At 43.8% G+C, this 24344-nt stretch carries 23 protein-coding genes; 13 read left to right on the forward strand and 10 right to left on the reverse strand.

Annotated features, from left to right (window positions below):
• Positions 1-269: 269 nt before the first annotated feature.
• Positions 270-1196: a glutathione S-transferase C-terminal domain-containing protein gene (locus G3W54_RS14995; RefSeq protein ID WP_162654083.1), complete on the reverse strand. Its 927-nt coding sequence runs from the start codon at positions 1194-1196 to the stop codon at positions 270-272.
• 274 nt (positions 1197-1470) lie between these two features.
• On the opposite strand from G3W54_RS14995, the gene G3W54_RS15000 reads away from it, so the two are divergent.
• From G3W54_RS15000 to G3W54_RS15010, 3 genes are all read left to right on the forward strand, one after another.
• Complete coding sequence (locus tag G3W54_RS15000) at positions 1471-1836, forward strand: hypothetical protein (protein ID WP_162654084.1); 366 nt, start codon at positions 1471-1473, stop codon at positions 1834-1836.
• A gap of 66 nt (positions 1837-1902) precedes the next feature.
• Positions 1903-2349, forward strand: a complete 447-nt coding sequence (locus tag G3W54_RS15005) for an SRPBCC family protein (RefSeq protein WP_162654085.1) — start codon at positions 1903-1905, stop codon at positions 2347-2349.
• Positions 2346-2678, forward strand: coding sequence for a metalloregulator ArsR/SmtB family transcription factor (locus tag G3W54_RS15010; RefSeq protein WP_244627949.1), 333 nt, complete (start codon positions 2346-2348; stop codon positions 2676-2678). The genes G3W54_RS15005 and G3W54_RS15010 overlap by 4 nt, the downstream gene beginning before the upstream one ends.
• 132 nt (positions 2679-2810) lie before the next feature.
• Here the strand turns inward: G3W54_RS15010 and G3W54_RS15015 are convergent, their stop codons facing one another.
• Positions 2811-3860: an AbrB family transcriptional regulator gene (locus tag G3W54_RS15015; RefSeq protein WP_162654087.1), complete on the reverse strand. Its 1050-nt coding sequence runs from the start codon at positions 3858-3860 to the stop codon at positions 2811-2813.
• A 353-nt stretch (positions 3861-4213) separates the two neighbouring features.
• On the opposite strand from G3W54_RS15015, the gene groES reads away from it, so the two are divergent.
• The 3 genes from groES to G3W54_RS15030 all read left to right on the forward strand — a co-directional run bounded on the left by groES (position 4214) and on the right by G3W54_RS15030 (position 6996).
• Positions 4214-4510, forward strand: a complete 297-nt coding sequence (gene groES / locus G3W54_RS15020) for a co-chaperone GroES (protein WP_162654088.1) — start codon at positions 4214-4216, stop codon at positions 4508-4510.
• A gap of 82 nt (positions 4511-4592) precedes the next feature.
• Entirely contained in the window at positions 4593-6239 is a 1647-nt protein-coding gene (gene groL, locus G3W54_RS15025) for a chaperonin GroEL (protein WP_162654089.1), read from the forward strand.
• Positions 6240-6561: 322 nt separating this feature from the next.
• Entirely contained in the window at positions 6562-6996 is a 435-nt protein-coding gene (locus G3W54_RS15030) for a hypothetical protein (RefSeq protein WP_162654090.1), read from the forward strand.
• A 32-nt stretch (positions 6997-7028) separates the two neighbouring features.
• On the opposite strand, the gene hisG is transcribed toward G3W54_RS15030, so the two are convergent.
• The 4 genes from hisG to G3W54_RS15050 form a co-directional block, all read right to left on the reverse strand.
• Positions 7029-7727: an ATP phosphoribosyltransferase gene (hisG, locus tag G3W54_RS15035; protein ID WP_162654091.1), complete on the reverse strand. Its 699-nt coding sequence runs from the start codon at positions 7725-7727 to the stop codon at positions 7029-7031.
• Positions 7728-8837 (reverse strand): ATP phosphoribosyltransferase regulatory subunit, encoded by a 1110-nt coding sequence (locus G3W54_RS15040; protein ID WP_162654092.1) that lies wholly within the window; start codon positions 8835-8837, stop codon positions 7728-7730.
• A gap of 11 nt (positions 8838-8848) precedes the next feature.
• On the reverse strand, positions 8849-10447 hold the full coding sequence (gene hisS / locus G3W54_RS15045; RefSeq protein WP_162654093.1) for a histidine--tRNA ligase: 1599 nt from the start codon (positions 10445-10447) through the stop codon (positions 8849-8851).
• A gap of 111 nt (positions 10448-10558) precedes the next feature.
• A complete protein-coding gene (locus G3W54_RS15050; RefSeq protein ID WP_162654094.1) occupies positions 10559-11206 on the reverse strand; it encodes a DNA-3-methyladenine glycosylase I in 648 nt (215 codons plus the stop codon).
• A 195-nt stretch (positions 11207-11401) separates the two neighbouring features.
• Here G3W54_RS15050 and G3W54_RS15055 point away from each other — a divergent pair, with 195 nt between their 5' ends.
• Both G3W54_RS15055 and G3W54_RS15060 read left to right on the forward strand, forming a co-directional pair.
• Complete coding sequence (locus G3W54_RS15055) at positions 11402-12160, forward strand: L,D-transpeptidase (RefSeq protein ID WP_162654095.1); 759 nt, start codon at positions 11402-11404, stop codon at positions 12158-12160.
• A gap of 239 nt (positions 12161-12399) precedes the next feature.
• The gene (locus G3W54_RS15060) at positions 12400-13032 is read left to right on the forward strand and encodes a L,D-transpeptidase (protein WP_162654449.1); all 633 of its coding nucleotides are present in this window, start codon (positions 12400-12402) and stop codon (positions 13030-13032) included.
• 80 nt (positions 13033-13112) lie between these two features.
• Here the strand turns inward: G3W54_RS15060 and glcF are convergent, their stop codons facing one another.
• Genes glcF through G3W54_RS15075 form a run of 3 tightly spaced genes read right to left on the reverse strand, consistent with a single transcriptional unit; the run spans position 13113 to position 17096 of the window.
• Entirely contained in the window at positions 13113-14414 is a 1302-nt protein-coding gene (gene glcF, locus G3W54_RS15065; RefSeq protein WP_162654096.1) for a glycolate oxidase subunit GlcF, read from the reverse strand.
• Between the two features lie 4 nt (positions 14415-14418).
• Positions 14419-15660, reverse strand: a complete 1242-nt coding sequence (locus G3W54_RS15070) for an FAD-binding protein (protein ID WP_162654097.1) — start codon at positions 15658-15660, stop codon at positions 14419-14421.
• Positions 15657-17096 (reverse strand): FAD-linked oxidase C-terminal domain-containing protein, encoded by a 1440-nt coding sequence (locus G3W54_RS15075; protein WP_162654098.1) that lies wholly within the window; start codon positions 17094-17096, stop codon positions 15657-15659. The genes G3W54_RS15070 and G3W54_RS15075 overlap by 4 nt, the downstream gene beginning before the upstream one ends.
• 159 nt (positions 17097-17255) lie before the next feature.
• On the opposite strand from G3W54_RS15075, the gene G3W54_RS15080 reads away from it, so the two are divergent.
• The 5 genes from G3W54_RS15080 to G3W54_RS15100 all read left to right on the forward strand — a co-directional run bounded on the left by G3W54_RS15080 (position 17256) and on the right by G3W54_RS15100 (position 22012).
• A complete protein-coding gene (locus G3W54_RS15080; protein ID WP_162654099.1) occupies positions 17256-18203 on the forward strand; it encodes a LysR family transcriptional regulator in 948 nt (315 codons plus the stop codon).
• 88 nt (positions 18204-18291) lie between these two features.
• The gene (locus tag G3W54_RS15085) at positions 18292-19065 is read left to right on the forward strand and encodes an FCD domain-containing protein (protein WP_162654100.1); all 774 of its coding nucleotides are present in this window, start codon (positions 18292-18294) and stop codon (positions 19063-19065) included.
• Between the two features lie 57 nt (positions 19066-19122).
• Positions 19123-19893 carry a (Fe-S)-binding protein gene (locus tag G3W54_RS15090; RefSeq protein ID WP_162654101.1) on the forward strand — a complete coding sequence of 257 codons (771 nt, stop codon included), beginning with the start codon at positions 19123-19125 and terminating at the stop codon, positions 19891-19893.
• 8 nt (positions 19894-19901) lie between these two features.
• Positions 19902-21338 carry a LutB/LldF family L-lactate oxidation iron-sulfur protein gene (locus tag G3W54_RS15095; RefSeq protein WP_162654102.1) on the forward strand — a complete coding sequence of 479 codons (1437 nt, stop codon included), beginning with the start codon at positions 19902-19904 and terminating at the stop codon, positions 21336-21338.
• Positions 21335-22012, forward strand: coding sequence for an LUD domain-containing protein (locus tag G3W54_RS15100; RefSeq protein ID WP_162654103.1), 678 nt, complete (start codon positions 21335-21337; stop codon positions 22010-22012). The genes G3W54_RS15095 and G3W54_RS15100 overlap by 4 nt, the downstream gene beginning before the upstream one ends.
• A 24-nt stretch (positions 22013-22036) precedes the next feature.
• On the opposite strand, the gene G3W54_RS15105 is transcribed toward G3W54_RS15100, so the two are convergent.
• Positions 22037-24193: a GGDEF domain-containing phosphodiesterase gene (locus G3W54_RS15105; protein WP_162654104.1), complete on the reverse strand. Its 2157-nt coding sequence runs from the start codon at positions 24191-24193 to the stop codon at positions 22037-22039.
• Positions 24194-24344: the final 151 nt, after the last annotated feature.

Genomic DNA, 24344 nt, shown 5'->3' on the forward strand with positions numbered 1-24344 from the left:
GGGTTGAGCTTAAAATTCAACACCTTATATTTCCTCCAATTGGCCGGAACCAAAAGTTCAACGCCAATGAAAGGAATAATATGTTACCGGTAACATTTGTCAAGTGTTATCGATAACTATTGCTAAATGAGTGTGCACCAGCCCTCTTAAGACGAATGTCGCAACATGGAAACTATGTAAATTTATTTCAAATATTACGAAAATTACACTAAAGCATGTTTGCTCTAAACATGCTCATGATGGCTTTAGAGCCTTTCCAATGATAGCTTTCAATCAAGCCCATCGCGATTATCCCAATTGATTAAAGGTTGCTGCCCAATAATAGCAAATGGATTGTGGCTTCCATCATTCACATAGTAGCCAAAACGAATTTCTTCAAAATTGACAATTTCACGAATACCGGGCATCTGAAAAATACGGCGCGTGAATCGCCAGAGAGCTGGATAATCCACCAGCCTTTTTCTTATACAACGAAAATGTGTGACATAAACCGTATCAAAACGAACTAAAGTCGCAAAGAGGCGAATATCAGCAGTCGTTAAATTACTGCCAAAGAGAAAGTGCTGATCCATCAAACGATCTTCAAGATAATCCATTGTCGCAAACACGGTGTCGACTGCTTCATCATATTCTGCTTGCTGCTCCGCTTTACCTGCACGGTAAACAGCATTTGAAAGACCATTGAATATATCGCTCGTTAGGGCATCAATCTCGCTCACTAACATTTCGGGTCGTAATTCAGAACCGCGCCCAGCATGAGAAAAAGCCAAAATAATATCTGCAGATGAATTAGACAGAATCGACTGACGCTTACTATCCCAAAGCATCGGCACAGTCGCGCGACCAGTATAGTTTTTGTCTGTTACAGAGTAGAGCTGATGGGCATGTTGAATATTACTAGACCCCGTAATAGGACCATCTGGCAGCAATCCATAACCCTCAACGCGTAATCCGCCTGCCCATTGTATGGGCACATTCTCAGAAAGTTCTTTGAGAACCAGAGCAATTACTGCGCCATGTGACCATGGACAACTTGCTGAAACGACGAGAATAAACCGCCCTACATCATGCTGCAAAGCATGCAATATTTCTTCGTCAATGGTTGTATCAAGAGTACTTTCCTCTCGGCGATAAGTACCAGACACCATTGAGCGATCTGCTTCATTATCCCATTTACCATCTATCAGCATGCCCATAACAAAAATCTCGCTCCATAACTTCCCCCAATTTATTCTATTATCAGGAAAACAGAAATCAACCTTATCCAAGAGTGCCTTTTTTAGTCACGTAATAGAACAATGCCAGTGCTCAGTCAGTGCTCAGATTATCTGAAAACTTATGCCTCCATGAGAAAATGCACATAATAAAACACATTATATGCACCCATAGGGTTGCATAAACAGATAGATCAAGATATATGCAATAATATGGTTGCACATATACCTAACAGACTCTTGAAGGATGATTATTATGAAGACACAATTTCAAGGTGGCCCCAATATCGCAATGAAAGTTCCGCCACATCAATATGAAGCGACTGTAGCTTTCTATCGGGATGTGTTGCAGCTTGCAGAGCTTCCCAACCAGAATGAGGAAAGTACTGTGTTTAAATTTGGGGAAAACAATTTATGGATCGACAGCGTTAATACAGTCAGCCAAGCTGAGATTTGGCTTCAAGTTATAACAAACAATAGTTCGGCTGCAGAAAATCATTTGAACAATGCCGGCATCTCGCGCTGCGATACTATCGAACCATTAGGAGATGAATTTGACGGGTATTGGATTTCAAATCCGGCATCTATCATTCATCTTATAGATGGCGTTGAAACACACTAATCCTCAGCGACACTTTGGGCGGGGCCATACAAGTTGCCCCGTTTTGTATTCAGGAAGATAAATAAAATGACCAATCAGATCATTCGCTCTATCCACGTAAACGTGCCCATTGAACGTTTGTGGGTTGCGGTTACAGATCATATGGAATTCGGCACATGGTTTCGAGTTACTCTAAATGACCAATTTGCGAAAGGTAAAGTCATTTACGGAAAAATGACTTTACCTGGACACGAAGGCTTGCCATTTTGGATTAGAATTGAAGCTATGGAGGAGCCAAATTATTTCAGTTTCTCTTGGCCGATAGATGAAACGATAGAACCTGATGATCCAAATATTGAGGGTAAAACAACATTAGTCACGTTCATACTAGAGCCACATAGTGGCGGCTCAAAACTCACGATTCGCGAAAGTGGATTTGAAAAATTACCAAACCAGAGACGTCTTCAAGTTTTCCGCGATAATCAAGTCGGATGGGAATTTCAAACAGCAAATATCCAGGAGCATTTAAAGTGAGTCTTAGCCAACATCAATCATCCACGGAATTGGCAAACACATTCTCTGCTCTAGGAGATAACAGACGACTTGCTATAGTGGAGCGTTTGAAAGAAACAGATACTATGTCAATTACTTCGCTCTGTGAGGGAGTAGATGTATCCCGACAAGCGATAAGCAAACACCTTAAGGTCTTGGCCGATGCCAAAATAGTCTCTACAGAGAAAGCGGGTCGTGAAACACTCTATAAACTGGAACCCGCCCGCCTTGAGGAGGCTAATGACTATTTGGTCCATGTGGGCGCAAAGTGGGAGCTTGCTCTTCAAAGACTGAAATCTCGCCTGGAATAGTTTAATTCATCAGGTCAAATTAGGCGTCGCAATCAACCCTTAATTATATAAAGTATGAAAATGTAGATTTGCAAGCGGTATACTTCAAAACATCATGTATTCACGATACGGGTTCAAACATTTGTTAATCTCTTAGAAGTTTTGCATCCTGCTGATCAATATTGGAATTACGACCGACAATAATAACAATCTACCCGCATGTGCGGCGGCAACAAACCCAGGGTTCGCTCCAATAGCTGCGCCCATAATAGCCATTGTCTCCAGTCCACCAGGTGCAAAAGCCACAAAGACATGCGTCAATGGCATTTGCACGATACCAGTTGCTGCCCAAGCTGCCACTAGTGTCAACGTTGCAGCAAGTGCTGTGCTTACCAGACCCGCAACTGCTGATTCTCGCAGTTGGGTTATGCTGATGCCTGCGAAGCGAGTACCAATCAATGCGCCGATGGCTGCCAAAGCCGGAAATGCTATCCATTGGCTCAACCCACCAGGTGCAAACTCCGTCAAACGTGCAACAGCTCCAACAACCATGCCCGCCATTAACACTGGCGCTGATAATTTTGTAACTTTGATAATAGGTACAATTGCGACTGCACAAACTGCACAGGTAGCCGTTTGCAACAGGCTCATCTCAGTTCCTTGTGTTGGTCCTATCCCAACACCTGTCTCAACTCCGCTTAACTTAAATGCAAATGGCACGAGTAACGTTAGTGATAACAATCGAATTGATTGCACTACCGCCATTTTATCAGTTGCCAGTTTGAGATCTTCACCTAATGCAATAACGAAGCTCAAGTGACCGGGTGTGGCTGCCAGAAGCGCGGAGCGTGCGTCAGTTCGCATTATCCTTTGCAGTAATCTTTGGCCGACCAAAATCATTACTAATACCGATATTGCCAAAATGGCAAAGGCAAACGGCCACCGAGTAAGCGCTGCTATCGATTCTGGTGATATTGTCGCGCCAATTGCTATCCCGGCAAACAGGAATATTACATCCCGAACCCGCATTGGAAACTGCAAATCGATACCGGAAACACTTGCTATTGTTGTGACGATTGCCGGGCCAGTCAGCAGCGGAATTGGCATCCCTACGCCAATCGCGGTAACAGCGCCACCAACTGTAAGAGTTACTAGCAATAATAATCGGAGCATAGCAGAACGAGAGCTCATCATCAGCAGCATAATACACACTTTATCGATCGTGATGATTGCATTTCTAAATGTTGACCAAATCTGTACGAACAATAAAATAAAACTCTACACATAACTCTTACCCTTCCCACGACAAATTTAGCAAAGTAAACCCGTTACATATGAAAGGGTAGCTGAGGTAGTAGGCAGAGCCTTCTCACGGTTATGCAGCCAAAATCAACTAAAATTATGTCGAAAGAATCATCTCATGTTCTTGACAATTTACTCCCGAACCCCTAGATCAACTTCGCTTGGCACTCTTCGTATAAGAGTGCTAACAAATTCAAATTAATTTTGAAAACAACAATAGTCCACTCCAGTATTGAGAGATTAGGGTAGAGAAAATGGCAAACACAAATTTCCGTCCGCTAGGCGATCGCGTCGTCGTACGTCGCGTTGAGTCAGAAGCTAAAACTGCTGGCGGTATTATTATCCCAGATACAGCACAAGAAAAACCTTCCGAAGGTGAAGTCATCGCTGTTGGCGCAGGCGCACGTGACGACAAAGGTGCACTTGTTGCGCTTGAAGTTAAAGCTGGCGACAAAGTCTTGTTCGGCAAATGGTCAGGCACTGAAGTGTCTTTAGAAGGCGAAGACCTTTTGATCATGAAAGAATCTGACATCATGGGTATTTTGGGCTAAGGCTTTTTGCCTCCAATCAACCAATTCATTTAAATCTAGGGCCACTTCCACATAGATAGGAACCGCCCCAAGGAGAAAAATCATGGCTGCTAAAGAAGTTAAATTTGGCCGTTCAGCTCGCGAGAAAATGCTTAATGGTGTTGATGTTCTTGCAAACGCTGTAAAAGTTACACTTGGTCCAAAAGGCCGTAACGTTGTTATCGACAAATCTTTCGGTGCTCCACGCATCACAAAAGATGGTGTTTCAGTTGCAAAAGAAGTTGAACTTGAAGACAAGTTTGAAAACATGGGCGCACAAATGTTGCGTGAAGTTGCATCTAAAACCAACGACACTGCTGGTGATGGTACAACAACTGCAACAGTTCTTGCACAATCTATCGTTCGCGAAGGCGGCAAAGCCGTTGCTGCTGGCATGAACCCAATGGATCTAAAGCGCGGCGTTGATATGGCCGTTAAAGACGTGATTGCATCACTTGTAGATTCTGCTAAACCAATCAAAACTTCTGAAGAAGTTGCACAAGTTGGTACAATTTCTGCCAATGGCGAAGCACAAATCGGCGCTGACATTGCGGAAGCAATGCAAAAAGTTGGCAACGAAGGCGTTATCACTGTTGAAGAAGCAAAAACTGCTGAATCAGAGCTTGAAGTTGTTGAAGGTATGCAGTTCGACCGCGGTTACTTGTCACCGTACTTTGTAACGAACACTGAGAAAATGATTTCTGAACTTGAAGATTGCTATATTCTTCTTCACGAGAAAAAACTTTCTAATCTACAAGCAATGCTTCCTGTTCTTGAAGCTGTTGTTCAAACATCTAAGCCACTTCTTATCATTGCTGAAGACATTGAAGGCGAAGCTCTTGCAACGCTCGTTGTTAACAAACTACGCGGTGGTTTGAAAATTGCTGCTGTTAAAGCTCCTGGCTTTGGTGATCGTCGTAAAGCAATGCTTGAAGACATCGCTATCCTAACGGGTGGTCAAGTGATCTCTGAAGACGTTGGCATCAAGCTTGAAAATGTTACTTTGGACATGATGGGTACTGCTAAACGCGTAAACATCACAAAAGAAAACACAATCATCGTTGATGGCGCTGGTCAAAAAGCTGAAATCGAAGGCCGCGTGTCACAGATCAAAGCTCAAATCGAAGAAACTACTTCTGATTACGACAAAGAAAAACTTCAAGAGCGTCTAGCTAAACTAGCTGGTGGTGTTGCAGTTATCCGTGTTGGTGGTTCAACAGAAGTTGAAGTTAAAGAACGTAAAGACCGCGTTGATGATGCATTGAATGCAACACGTGCTGCTGTTCAAGAAGGTATCGTGCCTGGTGGCGGAACTGCGCTTCTTCGCGCATCTGCTGGTATTTCTGCTAAGGGTGAAAACTCTGACCAAGAAGCTGGTATCAACATCGTTCGTCGTGCACTACAAGCACCTGCTCGTCAGATTGCTGAAAATGCTGGCGATGAAGCATCTGTTGTTGTTGGTAAAATCCTCGACGAAAACAATGCTACATACGGCTACAACGCTCAAACTAGCGAATATGGCGACATGATTTCCATGGGTATTGTTGATCCGGTTAAAGTTGTTCGTACAGCTCTTCAGGATGCAGCATCAGTTGCCGGTCTATTGATCACAACAGAAGCAATGATTGCTGAAATTCCACAAGAAGCTGCGGCAGGTCCTGGTGGAATGCCAGACATGGGCGGCATGGGTGGAATGGGCGGCATGATGTAAGTCATTCGTCTATATAGACTATTCTACTTTAAAGGGCGTCCATTTGGTCGCCCTTTTTTATTGATTTACATTTTTCAACCCGCAACGACAATCAATTAAAGAACTCAGAATTAACTCTAAATTAACAATATATTTGATACTTCGTTCAACGGTTGCTATCTTATGGTTGTATTCGGGAGGATTAAACCTCCCTCCGACGCTAAATAGCGCCATCTGATAAATGAGCTCTTGAAAAGTCTAAAAGATTTAGAACTTTTCATTGGCAGACTTCAGTTATTGAATACATGTTCATTTCAAGAAATTGGGTCTGGGGCAGTGGTTCGTGTTTAAAGTATCGAGTAAAAGCTCGCTGTTAACATTACAGCCACATACTGCTAGTCTCCAGAACATCGATCTGGAACTGCTAGCGAACTATTGCCAAATCGAAGATTGGTACGCGTCTGCGGAATCAGGTATTTTTACGCTTGGCGACTTGTCGTCCTATCAACACAATATCTCCTCCTCTTGCGGCTTACTTCCGCTTATCAATAGTTATACACCTGAAGATAGAGACCGTATTACCGAAATTTTTGATGTTGTTTGCGCGCAGAATTCAACTTTTTCGTACTCAACCACAATTATCGGTACTGATGGACACGAACAACCGGTTGTAGTCATCGGGGAATCCATCATCGAGAACGTGTCCGAAGCGATTATAAAAGGTGTGTTTATATTCCCGCATTTTCACAAAGAACCCGCGCAAAAATTCAGACAGTAAAGTTGCATAATACTGTTCAGTCAGAATATTGATTAATTATGCGTAACGGGAAATATGGTGCTCAGCTTCCTATAAAGATCGGTATCTTTCGCTTTGGATTGTTTTGAAGCGATGAAGCAAGCCTCTGATTTTAGAATGACACCATCATCCAAAACTCGCAGGTGATTGGCCTTCAAGGTTGAGCCGGTCGATGTAATATCAACTATGATATCCGCCGTTCCCGCAGCAGGCGCTCCCTCTGTCGCACCAAGACTTTCCACAATTCTATAAAGCTGAATACCGTGGGTCGATGAGAAAAAATCTCGCGTAAGTTGCCAATATTTTGTTGCGATGGACAATCTACGCCCATGCTTTTGGCGAAAGCCCGTGGCCACATCACCAAGATCGGCCATTGTTGTCACGTCATACCAAAAATCTGGAACAGCAACGATCACATCAGCCTGACCAACACCAAGTCGTGCGCAAAAGGACACATAATCATCTGCATCTGCTATTTGCTCGCGCACCAGATCTTCACCGGTTACACCGAAATCTACAGCCCCTGTTGCGAGTTCTTTTGCAATTTCGCTTGCGGACATGAAGGCAATTTCAATATCAGCATTTTCCACAACGCGACCGTGGTAAGATCGATCATTGCCGATGGATTGAATTGTCATGCCAGCATCTGAAAATGCTTGCAATGTGGCTTCTTTCATCCTGCCCTTTGATGGGAGCGCTATGGTAATTGTCATCTACGCAACCTCGAATCTATCAAGCCACAATGAAAACCCAACAGCGGGTGTGACACTGTTTGCGCCCAACAGCGACATAAGTCGATCATATCGCCCTCCAGCTGCCAAAACCTCATCATTTGCCTTATTGGACACTTCGAAAACTAGACCAGTATAGTAATCAAGTGGTCGGCCAAATGCTGCAACATATTGTATTTTCGATGAATCGATATCTAAGTTTTCTAACTGAGAAATACGTGCAGAAAAAAGCTCAAATGCCTTTTGAATATCCAAATTCGCTTCAGAAGCAAAACTTGTCAGAGAACTAAGTGCTTCGCTCAAGGGCAATTCCATCGACAAAAATTTACTCAGTATTGAAAATTGTTCATCGCTTAAGTGTACTTTTGCCAATTGCTGCTGTTCAATCAACCGGGCCGCAATCTCATCTGGTGAGCGGCTGGCATGGGTGGAATAACCTGTTTCCTGCATAATGTTAGCTAGATAAGATGCTAGCGCCTTGTGGTCTTCATTTTCAATAATGGTCGAAAGTTTAGCATCAAGATTGGAGGTATCGCTCGGATTTCTTAAAGTCGTTAGCATCAGCTCGAGCGCATCTGGATTTCCAAATGCATGAAGCAGTCTTTGTTGCCAACCAAGAGGCAGCCCGAGTGCTTGCAAAACGGTGGCAAAGATATTTTGATCACCTAATGTTGTGAGCGTTGATATATTGTTGCAATATTGATTGGTCAGACGCATGGCATCTGAAATTGCCAACGCATCGGCTTTTGCAATATCTGGATCGCCTAAGTCTTCGATACCAGCCTGATGAAATTCAGTTTTTCCAACCTGCCGCTGCCTGAATACGGGGCCGAGATATCCATACCTTTGGGGTGCGCTGCCATTATTTTGAATATGATCCGAACATACCGGAATTGTAAATTCGGGGCGCAGACAATGGTTCTGGCCATTTGTGCTTTGGGTTAGAAAAATACGGCGACGTAAATCTTCTCCAGCCATATTTAAAAATGGCTCGGCAGGTTGCACAATATCGCAATCGATGAGCTCTGTACCACATTGAACGAGGCTCTCTTCCATCGCCAGCATCATTTTTTTCATGCTTGAAGGATACATAGGCTTAGTTCCTAACTGCCGCTATCGAGTGCTTCACGGTCTGCCTGTTGTGCTGCGAGAATTTCTTTTACTTTCTCGGCTATTTGATCAACAGGCACAGAAACTTGCGCTGGGCGCATAGCACGCCATTCTGCATTATCTTCAATATTTTCAGAAATGCGCTTACCTTCAATCAAGTCTTTGATCTGGACTTCACCATTTTCCTTCTCATCTGACCCTTGGATGATGGCAATTGGCGCGTTTCTGCGATCCGCATATTTAAGCTGATTACCAAAGTTCTTTGGGTTGCCTTGATAAAGTTCAACAGGAATAACCGGACCAATTGGCTGTCCATCGTCGCCAAGTGGATTTAACGCTTTGCGCAGATCGTTGGCAATTTTGGCATAATCAGCCAGCATCTTCTTATCCATAACCGTGATAAGCACAGGACCAACGTCTTGCTCACCACCAATTTTTTTCAAGTTCTTCAGCGCTGTCATTAAGCGCGAAACGCCAATGGAAAATCCTGTCGCAGGAACGGGCTGGCCCATGAAGCGAGACACTAGACCATCGTAACGACCACCGCCGCCAACTGATCCGAACTGGACTTTCTGTCCCTTTTCATTCACAACATCGAACAGAAGTTCGGCTTCGTAAACAGGGCCAGTGTAATACTCGAGGCCGCGAACTACTGATGGATCAATACTAATACGGTCAACATCATAACCTGATGAATTTACAATAGTTGAAATAGCGCCAAGTTCTTGAAAACCTGCTTCAAACGTTGCATTACTTTCAAGTTGCGCGAGCGCAGGAGTTTTAAATTCAAGACCATTTTCACCAACATCAACCAAGTCATCCAGATTATTGGAAGTCAAAATCTCGAGAACAGCATCTATGCTTGTAGATTCAAGTTCAGCACCTTCTGCAAAGTCCCCTTCACCTTCAGAACCGCCGTCCCAACGCCCTTTACCAAGCAGAAGTTTCACACCCTCAACGCCAAACTTATCAAGCTTATCCATGGAACGCATAACATTCAGGCGTCGATCATTATTATGTTCATCTGAAAGGCCGATGGCTTCCATAAGTCCATCAAGAATCTTGCGGTTGTTTACACGAATTACATACTGCCCGCGCTTAATTCCAAGTGCTTCCATCGTATCAGCCATCATCATGCACATTTCGGCATCGGCTTGCACGCCCGGTGCACCGACGATATCGGCATCGAACTGCATGAATTGTCTAAAGCGGCCCGGCCCGGGTTTTTCATTGCGAAAAACCCAACCTGAACGATAGGTACGATATGGCAGTTGGATTTCGTTGAAATTTTCAGCGACATGGCGAGCTAGCGGCGCGGTTAGGTCATAGCGCAGGCTCATCCATTGATCATCATCATCTTGCAGAGAGAAAACACCGGCATTAGGACGATCTGTATCTGGCAAAAACTTACCCAGCGCATCGGTATATTCAAACATTGGCGTTTCGACAGGTTCAAAACCAAAACGCTCATAAACTGTTTTGATTTTACCAAGCATCTCTTCGGTTGCTCTGATGTCAAACGGTGTACGATCAGGAAAACCACGCGGCAAACGTGCCCTTAATTTCGGTGCTTTCTTATTCTTTTTAGCCATAGGAAACTCTGCTGGAAATCTCAGATAATTGTAATTCGCCGCTTCGTACCGCATCCTGCCCGATGCAGCAAGCTTTGTTGTTGATTTTTGAACCCTTGAAATTGCTCAATATTAGCCCGTTGGACGCTTAAAATTACGCCTGGCTTCCTCGATTATTGCGCGATGATGGCACCCTTCAACGTGATCATTGACGATGCCCATGGCTTGCATAAAGGCATAAGCTGTTGTGGGGCCAACAAAGCTCCACCCTCTTTTCTTAAGGTCTTTTGAAATTGTAGTTGATCGCTCGGTCTTACCTAGCGTTCGAAGCGTTGCATAATCACATTTATCAGGTCGTTCGCTCTCATCTGGTTCCTGCGCCCAAAAATAATGCCCGAGTGAACCAAACTCTTTTTGCATCTCAAGTGCACGATTTGCATTATTGACCGCTGATTTGATTTTGCCCCGATGACGGATAATACCAGCATCGAGAACGAGGCGTTCAATGTCGTCTTGTGTAAAGGCTGCTACCTTTTCAATTTCAAAATTGCAGAATGCTTTCCTGAAATTTTCGCGTTTCCGCAGAATTGTGAGCCATGAAAGGCCAGACTGAAACCCTTCAAGACAAAGTTTCTCAAACAAGCGTTCATCATCATCAACAGGAACTCCCCACTCATTGTCATGATATTCAATATAATCGGGCAAGTCAGACGGCCACCAACAACGTGTTATTCCATCTTCGCCTTTAATTAATCCTTCGTCAGGTGTATCATCAGACATCACTCGATCCTCGCAAATTCAAATCATTTAAGCTTCATTAACTTTGTTTCTAAAGCTTCTGATAACCCTGACAAAGAGTTTATTTAAAATTCGATCAATTATCTTCATTGATTCATAATTTGGTATCCAAGCTAAGCGACAATTTCATTATATAGTAGAGTTATTTTATTTAACGCCTAGTAGTGAGTACGTTCAATGAAGTTTTCCCGAATTGGTTTGCTGATAGCAGCAACTGCGATTTTTGCTTCGCCAACAATGGCTAATGATCGCTATCGCACAAAACCACCTGTTACAGTGAGCCCAAGCTTAGAATCCACTTGGGTATTACAATTAAATGGTGGCCAAGTTAGAAGTCGCTCTGTCCAACGAGTACAAAGACGACAGAAGCAGCGTGTTGTTCGACGTTCATTGACTACAGGAGAACAACGAAGTGGCGTCGTCATCCGTCAGGCTGCTGTTGCACCTGCTGCCAAAAAGAAAGCGGTCAAGCCGCAACTCAGCGCTCAGTTCTTACCTCAATTGGTGAATTACGAGAGTGATAAGAAGGTTGGATCGATCGTTATCGATACCCAAACAAAACATCTGTATCTCATTCTTGGAGATGGCAAGGCACGCCGCTATGGCGTTGGTGTCGGCAAGCAAGGGTTTGAATGGACAGGTAGTGAAAAAATTACACGCAAAGGCGAATGGCCATCCTGGCGACCACCAGCTGAAATGATTGCGCGAGAGAAGAAAAAGGGGCGCATTCTTCCAACCCATATGGAGGGTGGACCACAAAACCCACTTGGTGCACGTGCGCTTTATCTGGGTTCAACGCTTTACCGTATCCACGGAACAAACCAACCTTGGACAATTGGACAAGCGGTATCTTCTGGCTGTATCCGCATGCGTAACCAAGACGTCGTTGATCTTTACGAACGCGTGAAGGTTGGTGCTAGAGTAACTGTTATATAAAGCTTGCCTATCATTTGAGCAAATAGGCAAATTTCAATCCTTTTGGAGCGCCGAAGTACATTCGGCGCTTTTTTCTTGCCGAAATTGATATGAAAGTCGATCAATTTTTCCAAAAATCTTACCTTCCCTTCTTGCACTTAGAGAAAACAATGCTAGTTTCTGATAAATCCAAATCAGGGGAGCTGAGGGCCATGGGTTACTCAAGAAAATTTTACGTTGCAGTAAGCTTTGTACTTGCAATGGTATTTGCAACACCACATACATTCGCTTTTACATATGACACAGGCCGAATTTTGGGTCTCGAAAACAGTACTGATGTTGTTCAAGTCGCTGTTAAAAAGAAGATGAACCCAAAGTTCCGTCGTCGCAATGTTCGCATAGAGACAAGCCAAAAACCTGGCACGATCATCATCGATAGCAATACAAAGTATCTGTATTACATTACAGGGAAAAACAAAGCTATTCGTTATGGTGTTGGCGTGGGCCGCGATGGCTTTGGTTGGGGCGGCACTGTCAAAATTGGTCGTAAAGCTGAATGGCCATCATGGACACCACCAAAAACAATGATCCGCCGCGAAGCAGCTAAAGGCCGCAAAATTCCTTCATATATGAAGGGTGGCATTAACAACCCATTGGGTGCCCGCGCAATGTACCTCTACCGTGGTGGCCGCGATACAATCTTTAGAATCCACGGTACAAACCAGCCCTGGACAATCGGACACAACATGTCCTCTGGCTGCATCCGCATGGTCAACAAGGATGTTGAGCACCTTTATAAGCGTGCGAAAATCGGTACAAAAGTTATTGTGATTAAAGACGGTGCATCAAGCGCTAAATATTACAAACCTAAAAAGGGTTTCTTCGGCGCATAAGCTACATTGAAACTTAAGAATACAAAACCCGATCAATATTAAGTTGTTCGGGTTTTTTGTTATCCAGTTTTCAGCTTGGTCTATTTAAGCTCTTTTGGTTTGTTTCCACCATAAACCCAATTTAACAATTCAACCGTATGAATGATCGGGACATCTGTTCCAGATGCAATTTGTGTGATGCAGCCAATATTACCTGCGGCAATGATATCTGGTTTGGTCGACATAATATTGTTGACCTTCCGCTCTTTGAGCTTATCAGCAATTTCACTCTGCAAAATATTATATGTTCCTGCCGAACCACAACATAGATGTCCCTCTGGCGGGTCTTTAACGATAAATCCAGCCTTTTTAAGCAACGTCTTCGGATGGGTTGTAATTTTCTGGCCATGCTGCATTGAACAGGCTGAATGGTATGTAACCGTTAGCGGTTCGTCTATCTTTGATTCAGGTAACTCCATTTCAACAAGGAATTCGGTAATGTCTTTTGCGAGTGTTGAGACCTTTGCGGCCTTATCTGCATAGGATGTATCTTCGCGCAGCATATGGCCATAATCTTTTATGGTTGTGCCGCACCCCGAAGCGGTTATGATGATCGCATCAAGACCGCCATTCTCAACTTCGCGCATCCAGACATCGACATTGTTTTTGGCCGATTGTAATGCTGCCTCCTCCCGCCCCATATGATGAGTAAGCGAACCACAACACGTTTCGCCTTTTGGAATGACAACCTCAACACCAATGCGCGTGAGAAGCTCTATTGTTGCCGCATTAATACTGGGACTAAGAACCGGCTGTGCGCAACCAGATAAAATGGCGACCCGCGCCTTTTTAACACCCGTGTTTTTACGAGTGCCAGGTTCAGAGGATCGTTGATCACTTGAGATAGAAGGTGGTGCAAGGTCTAGCATGGCGCCAAGCGGCTTCAATGGCTTTATAGCTCTAAACAGCGTTGCAAAAGGTCTCCCAAGTTGCGCGAAACGCAGAGCCAGACGGAAACGTTTTGGGTATGGCAAGATATTAACCAACAACGCCCTAATCATTCGATCTGCAAAGGGTCTGTCATAGGTTTTCTCGATATATGCACGCGCATTATCGATCAGGTGCATATAATTCACACCCGATGGACATGTGGTCATGCAGGCAAGACAGGAAAGGCATCTATCTAGATGTGTCACGGTTTTTTCGTCTGCTGGGCGATCATTTTCCAACATATCTTTGATGAGATAAATTCTACCGCGAGGACTATCAAGTTCATTTCCAAGTGTGACGTATGTTGGACAAGTAGCTGTGCAAAATCCACAATGAACACATTTGCGTAAGATCTTTTCAGATTCAGCGACATTTGAATCTGCAAGCTGGGCAAGGGAAAAATCTGTTCTCATTTATTTAACTCGCAGCTTTTTGAGACGTATCATGCTCGCGGTACATACGCCCTGGATTTAGAATATTATTTGGATCAAATTGATGCTTAATACGTTCCGACAATGTAGCAACAGCTGCGTTCTGAGGTTCGAATATGTCGACGGGTTCATCGAGTTCTGCACTCTTTTTAAGGAGTGTTGCGTATCCACTGCCCACTTTTTGTACAGCTTGTCTTACAGCGCTGACATTTCCAACGGTATTGTCTGCAATCCAAACCAGACCACCCTGCCAGTCGTAAAATGCATCTATATCTGACATATTACTTAACTCAGCGACGACCTTATACCCATCACTTGGCGCAACAGATACTTTCCAAATCGAGGCCTTGGCCCGTTCATGAAATGGCTTAACGTTCGACATCTCCGTCCAAAGTGCCGCGGAATTTGATGTGTCAAGGAACGATATATCACCATATTTGTGCATAATGGCTTGTAACTTTTCTTTCCGTACTTTGACTGATAGCTCCAATCCTTCGAGACGCAACATGGTCATGGATTTTCCTGAGAACTTGCCATCTAGAACTGTATTCGACAATGACTGAGGAAGATGGGCAGCGGCTGATACTTCCACAGATTGCGCCATTGCTAATGCCATAGCTTCTGTCGCTTCACGATCACCTAAACCGTGAATTATGATTGTTGTGGCCACTTCCTGCTTTGGCAGCACCTTAAATGTGACATCACGCATAATACCTAAAGTTCCCCATGACCCTGCCAAAAACTTAACCAGATCCAGACCAGTAACGTTTTTCATCACCTTGCCACCAGTTTTGATTAACTGACCTTTTCCATTAACGAAATTTATGCCCAGCAAACCGTCTCGTGCTGCACCTGCAACCAGGCGGCGCGAACCGGACAGGTTTGCAGCGAAAATGCCACCCATAGTTTGGTTGCCTGTTGTTCCCAAAAGAATGGAATAATCTGCAGGTTCAAATGCTAGCATCTGATTGTTCTCATCCAATGCAGCCTTCACCAGATCTAAAGATGTTCCCGCATTTGCCGACATCACCAGTTCAGATGCTGTATATTCCACAATGCCAGATAGCTGGGACAGCTCTAGCTGGATATCAGACGCAACATTATAACCAATGGGCCTCTTAGTTCCTGCGCCTCTGATCTCAATTGCCTCAACATCTCTGTAAGCTTGAGCAACGACCTCAACCAATTCTTCCGATGATGTTGGTGCGACTATATTTTGCATGGTCATTCCCCTCCCCTTACGTCGAGTGGAAACACTTTTGAGGGATTGAATATCCATTTCGGATCAAAAGCTGCACGCACATTCATCTGTTGATCAAGATCAGCTTGGCTATATTGATGTGTCATCAAATCCCGTTTTTCGATCCCAACACCATGCTCTCCAGTTAGGCAACCACCAGCATCCACACAAAGCTTGAGAATATCCATACCTGCTTGCTCAGCCTTTATGCTCTCTTCAGGATCATTCATGTTAAACAGAATAAGAGGGTGCATATTGCCATCGCCTGCATGGAAAACATTCGCAACACGCAGACCATATTTCTTTACGATCTCAGCTGTCTGTTCCAGCACATAAGATAATTGACCAAGCGGTACCGTTCCATCCATGCACATGTAATCCGCAATTCGGCCTGTTGCACCAAAGGCAGATTTTCGCCCTTTCCAGATCAATGCAGCTTCAAAAGCAGATTGACTTTCTTTAACCGTTTTAACGTTGTGTTGTTTGGCAATTTCAATGATTTTATCAAGCATATCCTGCATTTCGGCATCTGACCCCTCAACTTCGACAATTAGGAGAGCTTCAACATCGAGAGGATACCCCGCACCTGCAAATGCCTCACAAATTTCAATTGCTAGCTTATCCATATATTCGATTGCGACAGGAATGATACCGGCGCCAATAACATCACGAACACAACTGCCAGCATCGTCAGCAGTATCAAACCCGAACAAAACCGGTCTCGCGCCAGCAGGTTTTGCAAGCAATCTAACCGTTGCTTCTGTTATAATTCCCAACTGACCTTCCGAACCGCAGATGATGCCTAATAGATCATAACCGGACGCATCCAATGCCTTACCGCCCAGCTCTACGATCGTTCCGTCGAACAGCACCATTTTTATGCCGAGCAAGTTGTTTGTCGTCACACCATATTTTAGGCAATGGGCACCACCAGAATTCATGGCGATGTTGCCGCCTATTGTGCAAGCAAGTTGAGAGCTGGGGTCAGGTGCATAGAAAAAACCATCCGCATCAGTCGCTTGCGAAATTGAAATATTTGTAACACCCGCCTGTACAATGGCACATCTGTTATCAAGGTCGATTTCCAAGATTCTGTTCATCTTTGAAAGACCAATTACAACTGCATCTTCCTGGGGTATCGCACCGCCTGCAAGAGATGTTCCTGCACCACGTGGGACAATGGGAACACTCTGATCATGACAATATTTAATAAGAGCCGCAACCTGTTCAGTTGTTTCCGGCAAAACCACTGCCAACGGCAAGCGGCGATAGGCGATAAAAGCATCCGTCTCAAAGGGGACAAGTTCACGTTCATCTGTAATCAAGCAATCAACTGGCACAAGGTTAGCTAAACCATTTATAATCTGACCTCTGCGAGACATGATTTCAGCATCAGGCTCCAGAAATTTTATAATCTCAGTCATGGGCACCTCATTTATTGGTAAAAAATGTTTACCACATGATTTTGCAATTAGCAATCTCAACACATTTGTGCATATTATGAAAAAATAAATGATCCATATTGCAAATTTTGACGTAAAAAACTCAAAGTCTATAATTTCGCTCGCAACAGGGAATCGATCATGAACAATCTTGGTGATTTAGAAGTTTTTGCTCGCATGGTCTCTGCTGGCTCGATGTCCGCCGCCGGCCGTGAACTGGGTCTATCTCCTGCGGTTGTGTCAAAACGCTTAAGACGGTTAGAGGATCGCCTGGGTACCCGCCTTATGAACAGGACTACGCGACAGATTTCTCTTACCGAGGCTGGGCAAGGTTTTTATGAACGCGTACTGGCAATACTTGCCGGACTAGAAGATGCTGAAGCATTTGTAAGTAGACGATCGAATACAGCGAAGGGGACGTTGAAAATTTCAGCCCCGACATCTTTTGGCCGCATGCATATTGCACCTCATCTGAAAGCATTTTTTGAGCAAAATAGCGACATCCAGATAAATCTGAATCTTCATGATGACATGACCGATATCGTCGGGGAAGGCTACGATTTAGCCATCCGCATTGCAGAATTAAAGGATTCAAGCCTTGTAGCAAAGAAACTTGCGCCAGTCCGACGAATTTTGTGCGCAACACCAGAATACCTCAAAGACAACGGCACACCATCAAACCTTGCCGACCTTGAACACCACACATGTATTTCAAATCACAATAGCGATACATGGAAACTCGAGAATGAAGAAGAGATTTTTCATTTCCGCCCATCTGGCCCTATTCAAACAAACTCAAGCGAAGTTGTACGCGAAGCCGTTCTATCAGGCGCTGGCATAGCCCTTCGCTCTACATGGGATATCGGGGAAAGCCTAAATTCAGGCCAGCTTGAACAAGTCCTGCCTCAATTTGAAAGCTCGCGCCTTGTTGCTATTCACGCAATTTATGCCAGCAAAACTTTTCTCCCGTTGAAAGTGCGTTTATTTATAGACTATCTTGCTAACCTTTATGGCAACATACCCTATTGGGATAGAAATTTAGTGCAGGATGATCCCGATCAAATATCGCAATTTCGGTCTCATGCATAAATTCCTATAAAATTTCCGATTTATCTTTTTGGATAAATTAATTGACCAAAATGAAATGACTTGCTAACTTATCCACTAGGTTAGGGTCATGACAAAGAACATTTTCTCTCAAATATCACAGCACAAAACAGCTGATCAAGCGGCAGAGCACATTGAAGAGCTCATCCTAGAAGGAATTTTGCGGTTCGGCGACAAATTGCCTGCTGAAAGAGATCTTGCCGAGCAATTGGATATTTCAAGACCCGTACTACGGCATGCGATTAAAGATCTTGAAGCACGGGAGCTTTTATATACAAAGCCGGGTGGCGGAACATATGTTGCAGATACCACTGGGCAGGTTTTTTCAGAACCGGTGATAGAGCTTATTGGTCGGCACCCGAAAGCGACAAATGATTATCTAGAGTACCGTAAGTCAATGGAGGGCATGTCAGCAGAACTTGCTGCAAAACGGGCCACACCTTCTGATAAAAAGCTATTAGCCGGACTGGCAGATGCTATGCGGGCAGCACATCAAGACGAGAATGCCGAACAGGAAGCAAGCCTAGACATCGAACTTCACAACGCTATTGGCGAATGCGCACACAATGTAATTTTGCTTCATAGCCTTCGTTCTTGCTATCGACTGCTTTCAGGTGGTGTAATTTTTAATCGTGAGATAGTGCATAAAATTAAAGGTGCCCGTGAGAAGCTGTTCAACCAGCATATTGCGATCATCGATGCGATTAACACCAATGACCCTGTTCTTGCTCGTGCGGCGGCAGAAACTCACCTTGACTTTATAATCACCAGCTTCAACGAAGCGAACCAACTTAGCGAAAGAGAATACATCTCTGAACTACGGCTAAAACAACGATCAAATTAATCTACAGAATACTTCAATTTTGATATCAACCCGTTTAAGACTAAGGCAAATCCGTTTATGGAAACTACTGATAAAAACAAACCAAAAGTCGGATTATTTGTGACTTGCTTGGTCGATTTATTCCGACCAAGTGTAGGCTTTTCAGCAGTCGAACTTATTGAAAAATCTGGCTGTGAAATAGATGTACCGATGGCACAAACATGCTGTGGGCAACCGGCCTATAATAGCGGTGATAAAGCTAGCACTCGAGAGATTGCGATTCAAGTTCTCGAACTATTTGAAGATTACGACTATGTGGTTGCGCCTTCAGGATCTTGCGCAGCAATGATCAAAAAACACTATATCGAACTATTTGAAAAAGGTGACCCGCTCTATATAAGAATGAGTGCGCTAGCTGATAAAACCTACGAACTTATAAGCTTTTTGACCGATATTATGTTTGTAACCCAAACAATTGATGCGCTCGACAAAACAGTTACATATCACGATTCATGTTCTGGCCTTCGGGAACTAGGCATTGAAAAACAACCACGAAAACTACTTTCTGGCATCAAGGATTTGAACGTTGAAGAAATGAAAGATAGTGACGTATGTTGCGGATTTGGCGGCACGTTTTGTGTAAAATATTCCGATATTTCCAATGCGATCGTCGAGAAAAAAACGCAATCAATTAAAAATACCGAGGCCGACATGTTGCTCGCGGGCGATATGGGGTGCCTGATGAATATGGCTGGGAAACTCAAACGCGAAGGTTCTGATATTGAGGTTCGGCACGTTGCAGAAGTCCTTGCTGGAAAGCTCGACACTAAACCCATTTCAGGAAATTGAGATATCACATGGAACTCACATCTCACAATTTGAAACAAAACTCGCAAGATGCGCTCAAAGATGCGCAATTGCAGCGCGCGCTTAGCAACGTTCCCAAAGGCTTCATTCAAAAACGTATTAAAGCTACGGATGCATTGCCTGAATTTGAAAGCCTTCGTGACAAAGGGGTTGAGATCAAGAAGCATACTCTGGCACACCTGGATTTATATTTGGAAGCCTATGAGAAAAAGGTAATCGAAAATGGAGGTCATGTTCACTGGGCAAAGACGGCAGAAGACGCGCGAAGAATAGCGCTTGAAATTTGCCAGAAACACAATGCTAAAACGGTGACTAAAGGTAAATCCATGATTACCGAAGAGGTTGAGCTTAACGAGCACCTTTTAGAACATGGAATTGAACCGGTTGAGACCGATCTTGGCGAGTACATCATTCAACTGCGGAATGAAAAACCAAGTCACATCATTGCACCTGCGATCCATGTCAATCAAAGTCAGGTGGAAGAAGATTTCAGACGCGAACATACTCACCTTGACCCCGAACGCGACATGTCAGAGCCGGAATCTCTTCTTGCGGAAGCACGTGAAGTCCTAAGGCAGCGCTATTTTGATGCAGATATTGGATTTACAGGTGCTAATTTTTTAATCGCAGAAACCGGTTCTTCAGTCATCGTGACGAATGAGGGGAATGGTGATCTTACACAGACACTTGGCAAAGTTCATGTGGTCATGGCTTCCATTGAAAAAGTTGTTCCGACGCTTGAAGATTGCAGCCAGATCTTGCGTATTCTTGCCCGTTCTGCAACAGGGCAGGACATGTCAGTTTACACGACACTTTCTACAGGTCCAAAACGGGAGGATGATCTTGATGGTCCAGAAGAATATCACGTTATACTTCTTGATAATGGCCGCACTGATATGCTTGGAACTGAGTTTGAAGATATGCTTCGTTGCATTAGATGCGGCGCTTGCCTAAATCATTGCCCTGTATATCACGCAATTGGCGGGCATGCCTATGGATCGATTTACCCGGGACCCATGGGGTCTGTTCTAACACCATCGTTGGAAGGTGTGGAAAAGGGTGGAACGCTACCCAATGCATCAACCTTTTGTGGACGATGCGAAGCTATTTGCCCTATGCGTATTCCTCTCCCAAAAATGATGCGGCATTGGCGTGAAAAAGAATTTGAAAATCATCTCCAAACCAAAACCGCGCGATATGGACTTTCGGTTTGGGCATATCTCGTTAAGCGACCAAAGATTTATCGAACGCTTATGTCATTTGCGATGCCTATTCTTTCGCTGTTTGGAGGTTCCAAACAGCGTATAACTAGCATGCCAATGTTGGGAGCGTGGACCCGCCACAGAGAGTTTCCTGCACCAGAAGGACGAACCTTTATGCAAGATTGGAACCAGCGCGAAGCGTTAAAGCAGAGTGCAAGCTCATGAATGATATTCGCGATAGCATCTTGGGTAGTCTCCGTACGACACTTGCCCAAAGGGCAAGCATCGAAACACGCAAAACGATGATGGAAAACAGGCTTAAGAATAAACCATCGGGTATCATTCCCAAAAGAGGTCAGTTGAAGGCTGAGGAGCGTATTGAACTATTTGTCAAAATGGCAAGTGATGCGCAAACCGTTGTTACGCGCGTTGCTAAATATACCGATATTCCAAAGGATGTTGTAACTTATCTTCGTGCGCATAATCTTCCCTTCTCGGTCTGCTCTGGACATGATAAACGGCTTGCAAAGGCAAAATGGGCAAGTGAGCCAAATTTGGAAGTTGAAAAGCGAGCTAGCGATGGCGGTGATTTGGTCGGAATTAGCCATGCGACATCTGCCATTGCAGAAAGTGGAACCCTGCTTCTGACGTCTGGCAAAGACAATCCAACAACCATCAACTTCCTTGCCGATCATCATATAGTGATCTTAAATGCCAAGGACATCAAAGGTGATTTGGAATCTGCACTTGGTAAGCTTAAGAAAAATGCTGATGGAAGTACCGAAATGCCACGCGCCATTAACCTAATTACTGGTCCCTCACGTTCTGGAGATATTGAGCAGAAATTACTACTAGGTGCCCATGGACCAAGAGCCCTCAAAATCGTAATCGTTGGGTAGTACCTAACTACAGCTTAGTTCAATTTAAGCCCTTCTTCTCGAAGCCTTGCGGTTGCCAGAACTGAACTCAGTACGATTTTTTGAAAGCATAGCAATAACGCCAAATGCGGGTATAGGTTTGCAAAATGCGAACCCTTGAAGGAGGTCACACCCCATATCTGCCAGAATATCTGCGTGCTTTAAACTCTCAACACCTTCTGCCACAACGGCAACTTTAAAAGGGCGACTAAGTTGAATAATACTCTTAACCAAGTTCCGTTGATCTTCGCTCTCAACAATCGGGAAGATAAACTCCCTATCGATTTTCAAGCGTTTTGGCTTCAAATATTGAAGAGATAAAATCGATGCATGCCCGGTTCCAAAATCATCAATCTCAATATCAAATCCAAGTTCCTTAAGTGCTTCAACATTCTCAATAATCTGCGTTGAATCTCTATTGATGTCTACCGTCTCGGTAATTTCAAAACTTAAGCTCCCGCGAGGAATTTTCAGCTTTTTAATCGAGCTAATAAAATTTGGATTGCCAATAGAACTAACATTTAAATTGATCGCGACACTTTTAACGGGGCAGTTCTTGTCTATCTTCCACATCGACAAATCACTCAAAGCGGCCTGCATCATCATCTTATCAATCTGCTCACCAAATCCCATATCAATAGCTTCTTCTAAAAAATCTGCCGGTGGCAACACTCCTCTTGTTGGATGGCGCCACCTTACCAATGCTTCAGCACTGATTATTTCGCGACTTTGCGCATCAAATTGAAGTTGATAATAGGGTATGAACTCTCGGCGATTAATGGCCGAAGCAATTTCTTCGCGCAAACTTATTTTATGTTGGTGCGATGAAAAAATCTTATCGGTAAATAGCTCAAAACGGCAACCACCAAGTTGTTTTGCTTGATACAATGCCATATCAGCATTCACTAGAATATCGCTTACATCAAGTTCCATTGTGGGTGAACTCAAGTAAACTAAGTCCGCACCTATACTTGCGCTAACGTCGCAACGCTGACCTTCAAACAAGATAGGCTGTGAAAGACTATCGACAAGCGTTTTTGAAAATGCTGATAACTTTTCTTTCCCAACGGCTTCACTCGACAAGATTACAAACTCGTCACCACCAATACGTGCCACAAAGTCGGTAGGTGCAAGACAGCTTCTAATCTTATCTGCAATACGTTCCAACACGTGATCGCCAGCCTTATGGCCCATCGTGTCATTAACCTGCTTAAATCGATCTAGATCAATATGTAATATTGCCAACTCAGAACTGTAATCTTTCTGACTACCCACCCGTCTTTGCAATTCTTCTTTCAGGTAACGCCTATTCGCTAACCCCGTGAGAGCATCATGCAGTGCATCATGGCCAATTTGTTCATAGGCAATTCTAATTTTTTGGTTCTGTGTGCTTAAATTTTTTACAAGTGCACGCATTTTTTGCTTCTGTTTTGCGCTGCGTAAATAATAATATGAACTGACCAAATGAGCCGGCCAAAATATGAAAATTGCCTCCATCAATAATAAGACCATAGCAATCGAATAGAACCAATTATTGATGGAATGAGCATAATCTGCGCGATGCTTCTCAGCCACTTTAAGTATTGTCTCCAGCCTATCATGTCGTGCATTTAGCCGCGCACCGACATCAGGGGACTGTGTAAATTTCGCAGTTTGGCTTACAACCGATTTTTGTGAAACAATATTCGCTTTATCAAGCTGATTTTCGTATTTGTTGGAAATCGCTAACGCAAGCAGATTTTCCCCATAATCGAGTAGGTGTTTTTTTAAACTATTTGCCTCGTCAATCTGACTTTGTATGCCAGTTGAGAAGACCCTCTCCAATGGCGAATACTCCTGCAAAAGCTTTATCATTTCATCATGATTTTGTTCATAATCAGATAATGCACGAACAACAAAGCTAGGACTTATGGCTCCAGAGAACACTTCAGGGCTGTACGATAAATGAGTTATAGCACGACTGATTGATGACTGTTGAGATGCAACGATAGAGGCTTTAGCATATTTGTCGAAAAGAAATATATTATAGCGTGTGGTAACAAATGTAATAGACGATATACCCACTAAAAGTATGAGACCGAATATGTATCCTTTCCATAGATTTTTGGGGTTCGCGCCAGAGTGAGCCAGCAATCTGCGGACAAAACGATATCGTTTGGCCATCATACACCTCATATAAGATAGGATAGGATAGGAATTGATTATCTGTCATTTCAAACTATGGAGGAGTCATTTTACAATTATTAATAACCAGCTATAACTAATCATCATTAAAATCATTAGCGCACACGTCATTTAGAGCGCACTCATAAAA

Origin of the sequence: Lentilitoribacter sp. Alg239-R112, from assembly GCF_900537175.1 — a bacterium.
In the GTDB taxonomy this organism is placed as follows: Bacteria; Pseudomonadota; Alphaproteobacteria; order Rhizobiales; family Rhizobiaceae; genus Lentilitoribacter.

Excerpts from the sequence above, each read along its gene's own strand:
- G3W54_RS14995 (WP_162654083.1), bottom strand. The coding sequence starts at position 1,196 with ATGGGCATGCTGATAGATGGTAAATGGGATAATGAAGCAGATCGCTCA.
- G3W54_RS15000 (WP_162654084.1), top strand. The coding sequence starts at position 1,471 with ATGAAGACACAATTTCAAGGTGGCCCCAATATCGCAATGAAAGTTCCG.
- G3W54_RS15005 (WP_162654085.1), top strand. The coding sequence starts at position 1,903 with ATGACCAATCAGATCATTCGCTCTATCCACGTAAACGTGCCCATTGAA.
- G3W54_RS15015 (WP_162654087.1), bottom strand. The coding sequence starts at position 3,860 with ATGCTGCTGATGATGAGCTCTCGTTCTGCTATGCTCCGATTATTATTG.
- groES (WP_162654088.1), top strand. The coding sequence starts at position 4,214 with ATGGCAAACACAAATTTCCGTCCGCTAGGCGATCGCGTCGTCGTACGT.
- groL (WP_162654089.1), top strand. The coding sequence starts at position 4,593 with ATGGCTGCTAAAGAAGTTAAATTTGGCCGTTCAGCTCGCGAGAAAATG.
- hisG (WP_162654091.1), bottom strand. The coding sequence starts at position 7,727 with ATGACAATTACCATAGCGCTCCCATCAAAGGGCAGGATGAAAGAAGCC.
- G3W54_RS15040 (WP_162654092.1), bottom strand. The coding sequence starts at position 8,837 with ATGTATCCTTCAAGCATGAAAAAAATGATGCTGGCGATGGAAGAGAGC.
- hisS (WP_162654093.1), bottom strand. The coding sequence starts at position 10,447 with ATGGCTAAAAAGAATAAGAAAGCACCGAAATTAAGGGCACGTTTGCCG.
- G3W54_RS15050 (WP_162654094.1), bottom strand. The coding sequence starts at position 11,206 with ATGTCTGATGATACACCTGACGAAGGATTAATTAAAGGCGAAGATGGA.
- G3W54_RS15055 (WP_162654095.1), top strand. The coding sequence starts at position 11,402 with ATGAAGTTTTCCCGAATTGGTTTGCTGATAGCAGCAACTGCGATTTTT.
- G3W54_RS15060 (WP_162654449.1), top strand. The coding sequence starts at position 12,400 with ATGGTATTTGCAACACCACATACATTCGCTTTTACATATGACACAGGC.
- glcF (WP_162654096.1), bottom strand. The coding sequence starts at position 14,414 with ATGAGAACAGATTTTTCCCTTGCCCAGCTTGCAGATTCAAATGTCGCT.
- G3W54_RS15070 (WP_162654097.1), bottom strand. The coding sequence starts at position 15,660 with ATGACCATGCAAAATATAGTCGCACCAACATCATCGGAAGAATTGGTT.
- G3W54_RS15075 (WP_162654098.1), bottom strand. The coding sequence starts at position 17,096 with ATGACTGAGATTATAAAATTTCTGGAGCCTGATGCTGAAATCATGTCT.
- G3W54_RS15080 (WP_162654099.1), top strand. The coding sequence starts at position 17,256 with ATGAACAATCTTGGTGATTTAGAAGTTTTTGCTCGCATGGTCTCTGCT.
- G3W54_RS15085 (WP_162654100.1), top strand. The coding sequence starts at position 18,292 with ATGACAAAGAACATTTTCTCTCAAATATCACAGCACAAAACAGCTGAT.
- G3W54_RS15090 (WP_162654101.1), top strand. The coding sequence starts at position 19,123 with ATGGAAACTACTGATAAAAACAAACCAAAAGTCGGATTATTTGTGACT.
- G3W54_RS15095 (WP_162654102.1), top strand. The coding sequence starts at position 19,902 with ATGGAACTCACATCTCACAATTTGAAACAAAACTCGCAAGATGCGCTC.
- G3W54_RS15100 (WP_162654103.1), top strand. The coding sequence starts at position 21,335 with ATGAATGATATTCGCGATAGCATCTTGGGTAGTCTCCGTACGACACTT.
- G3W54_RS15105 (WP_162654104.1), bottom strand. The coding sequence starts at position 24,193 with ATGGCCAAACGATATCGTTTTGTCCGCAGATTGCTGGCTCACTCTGGC.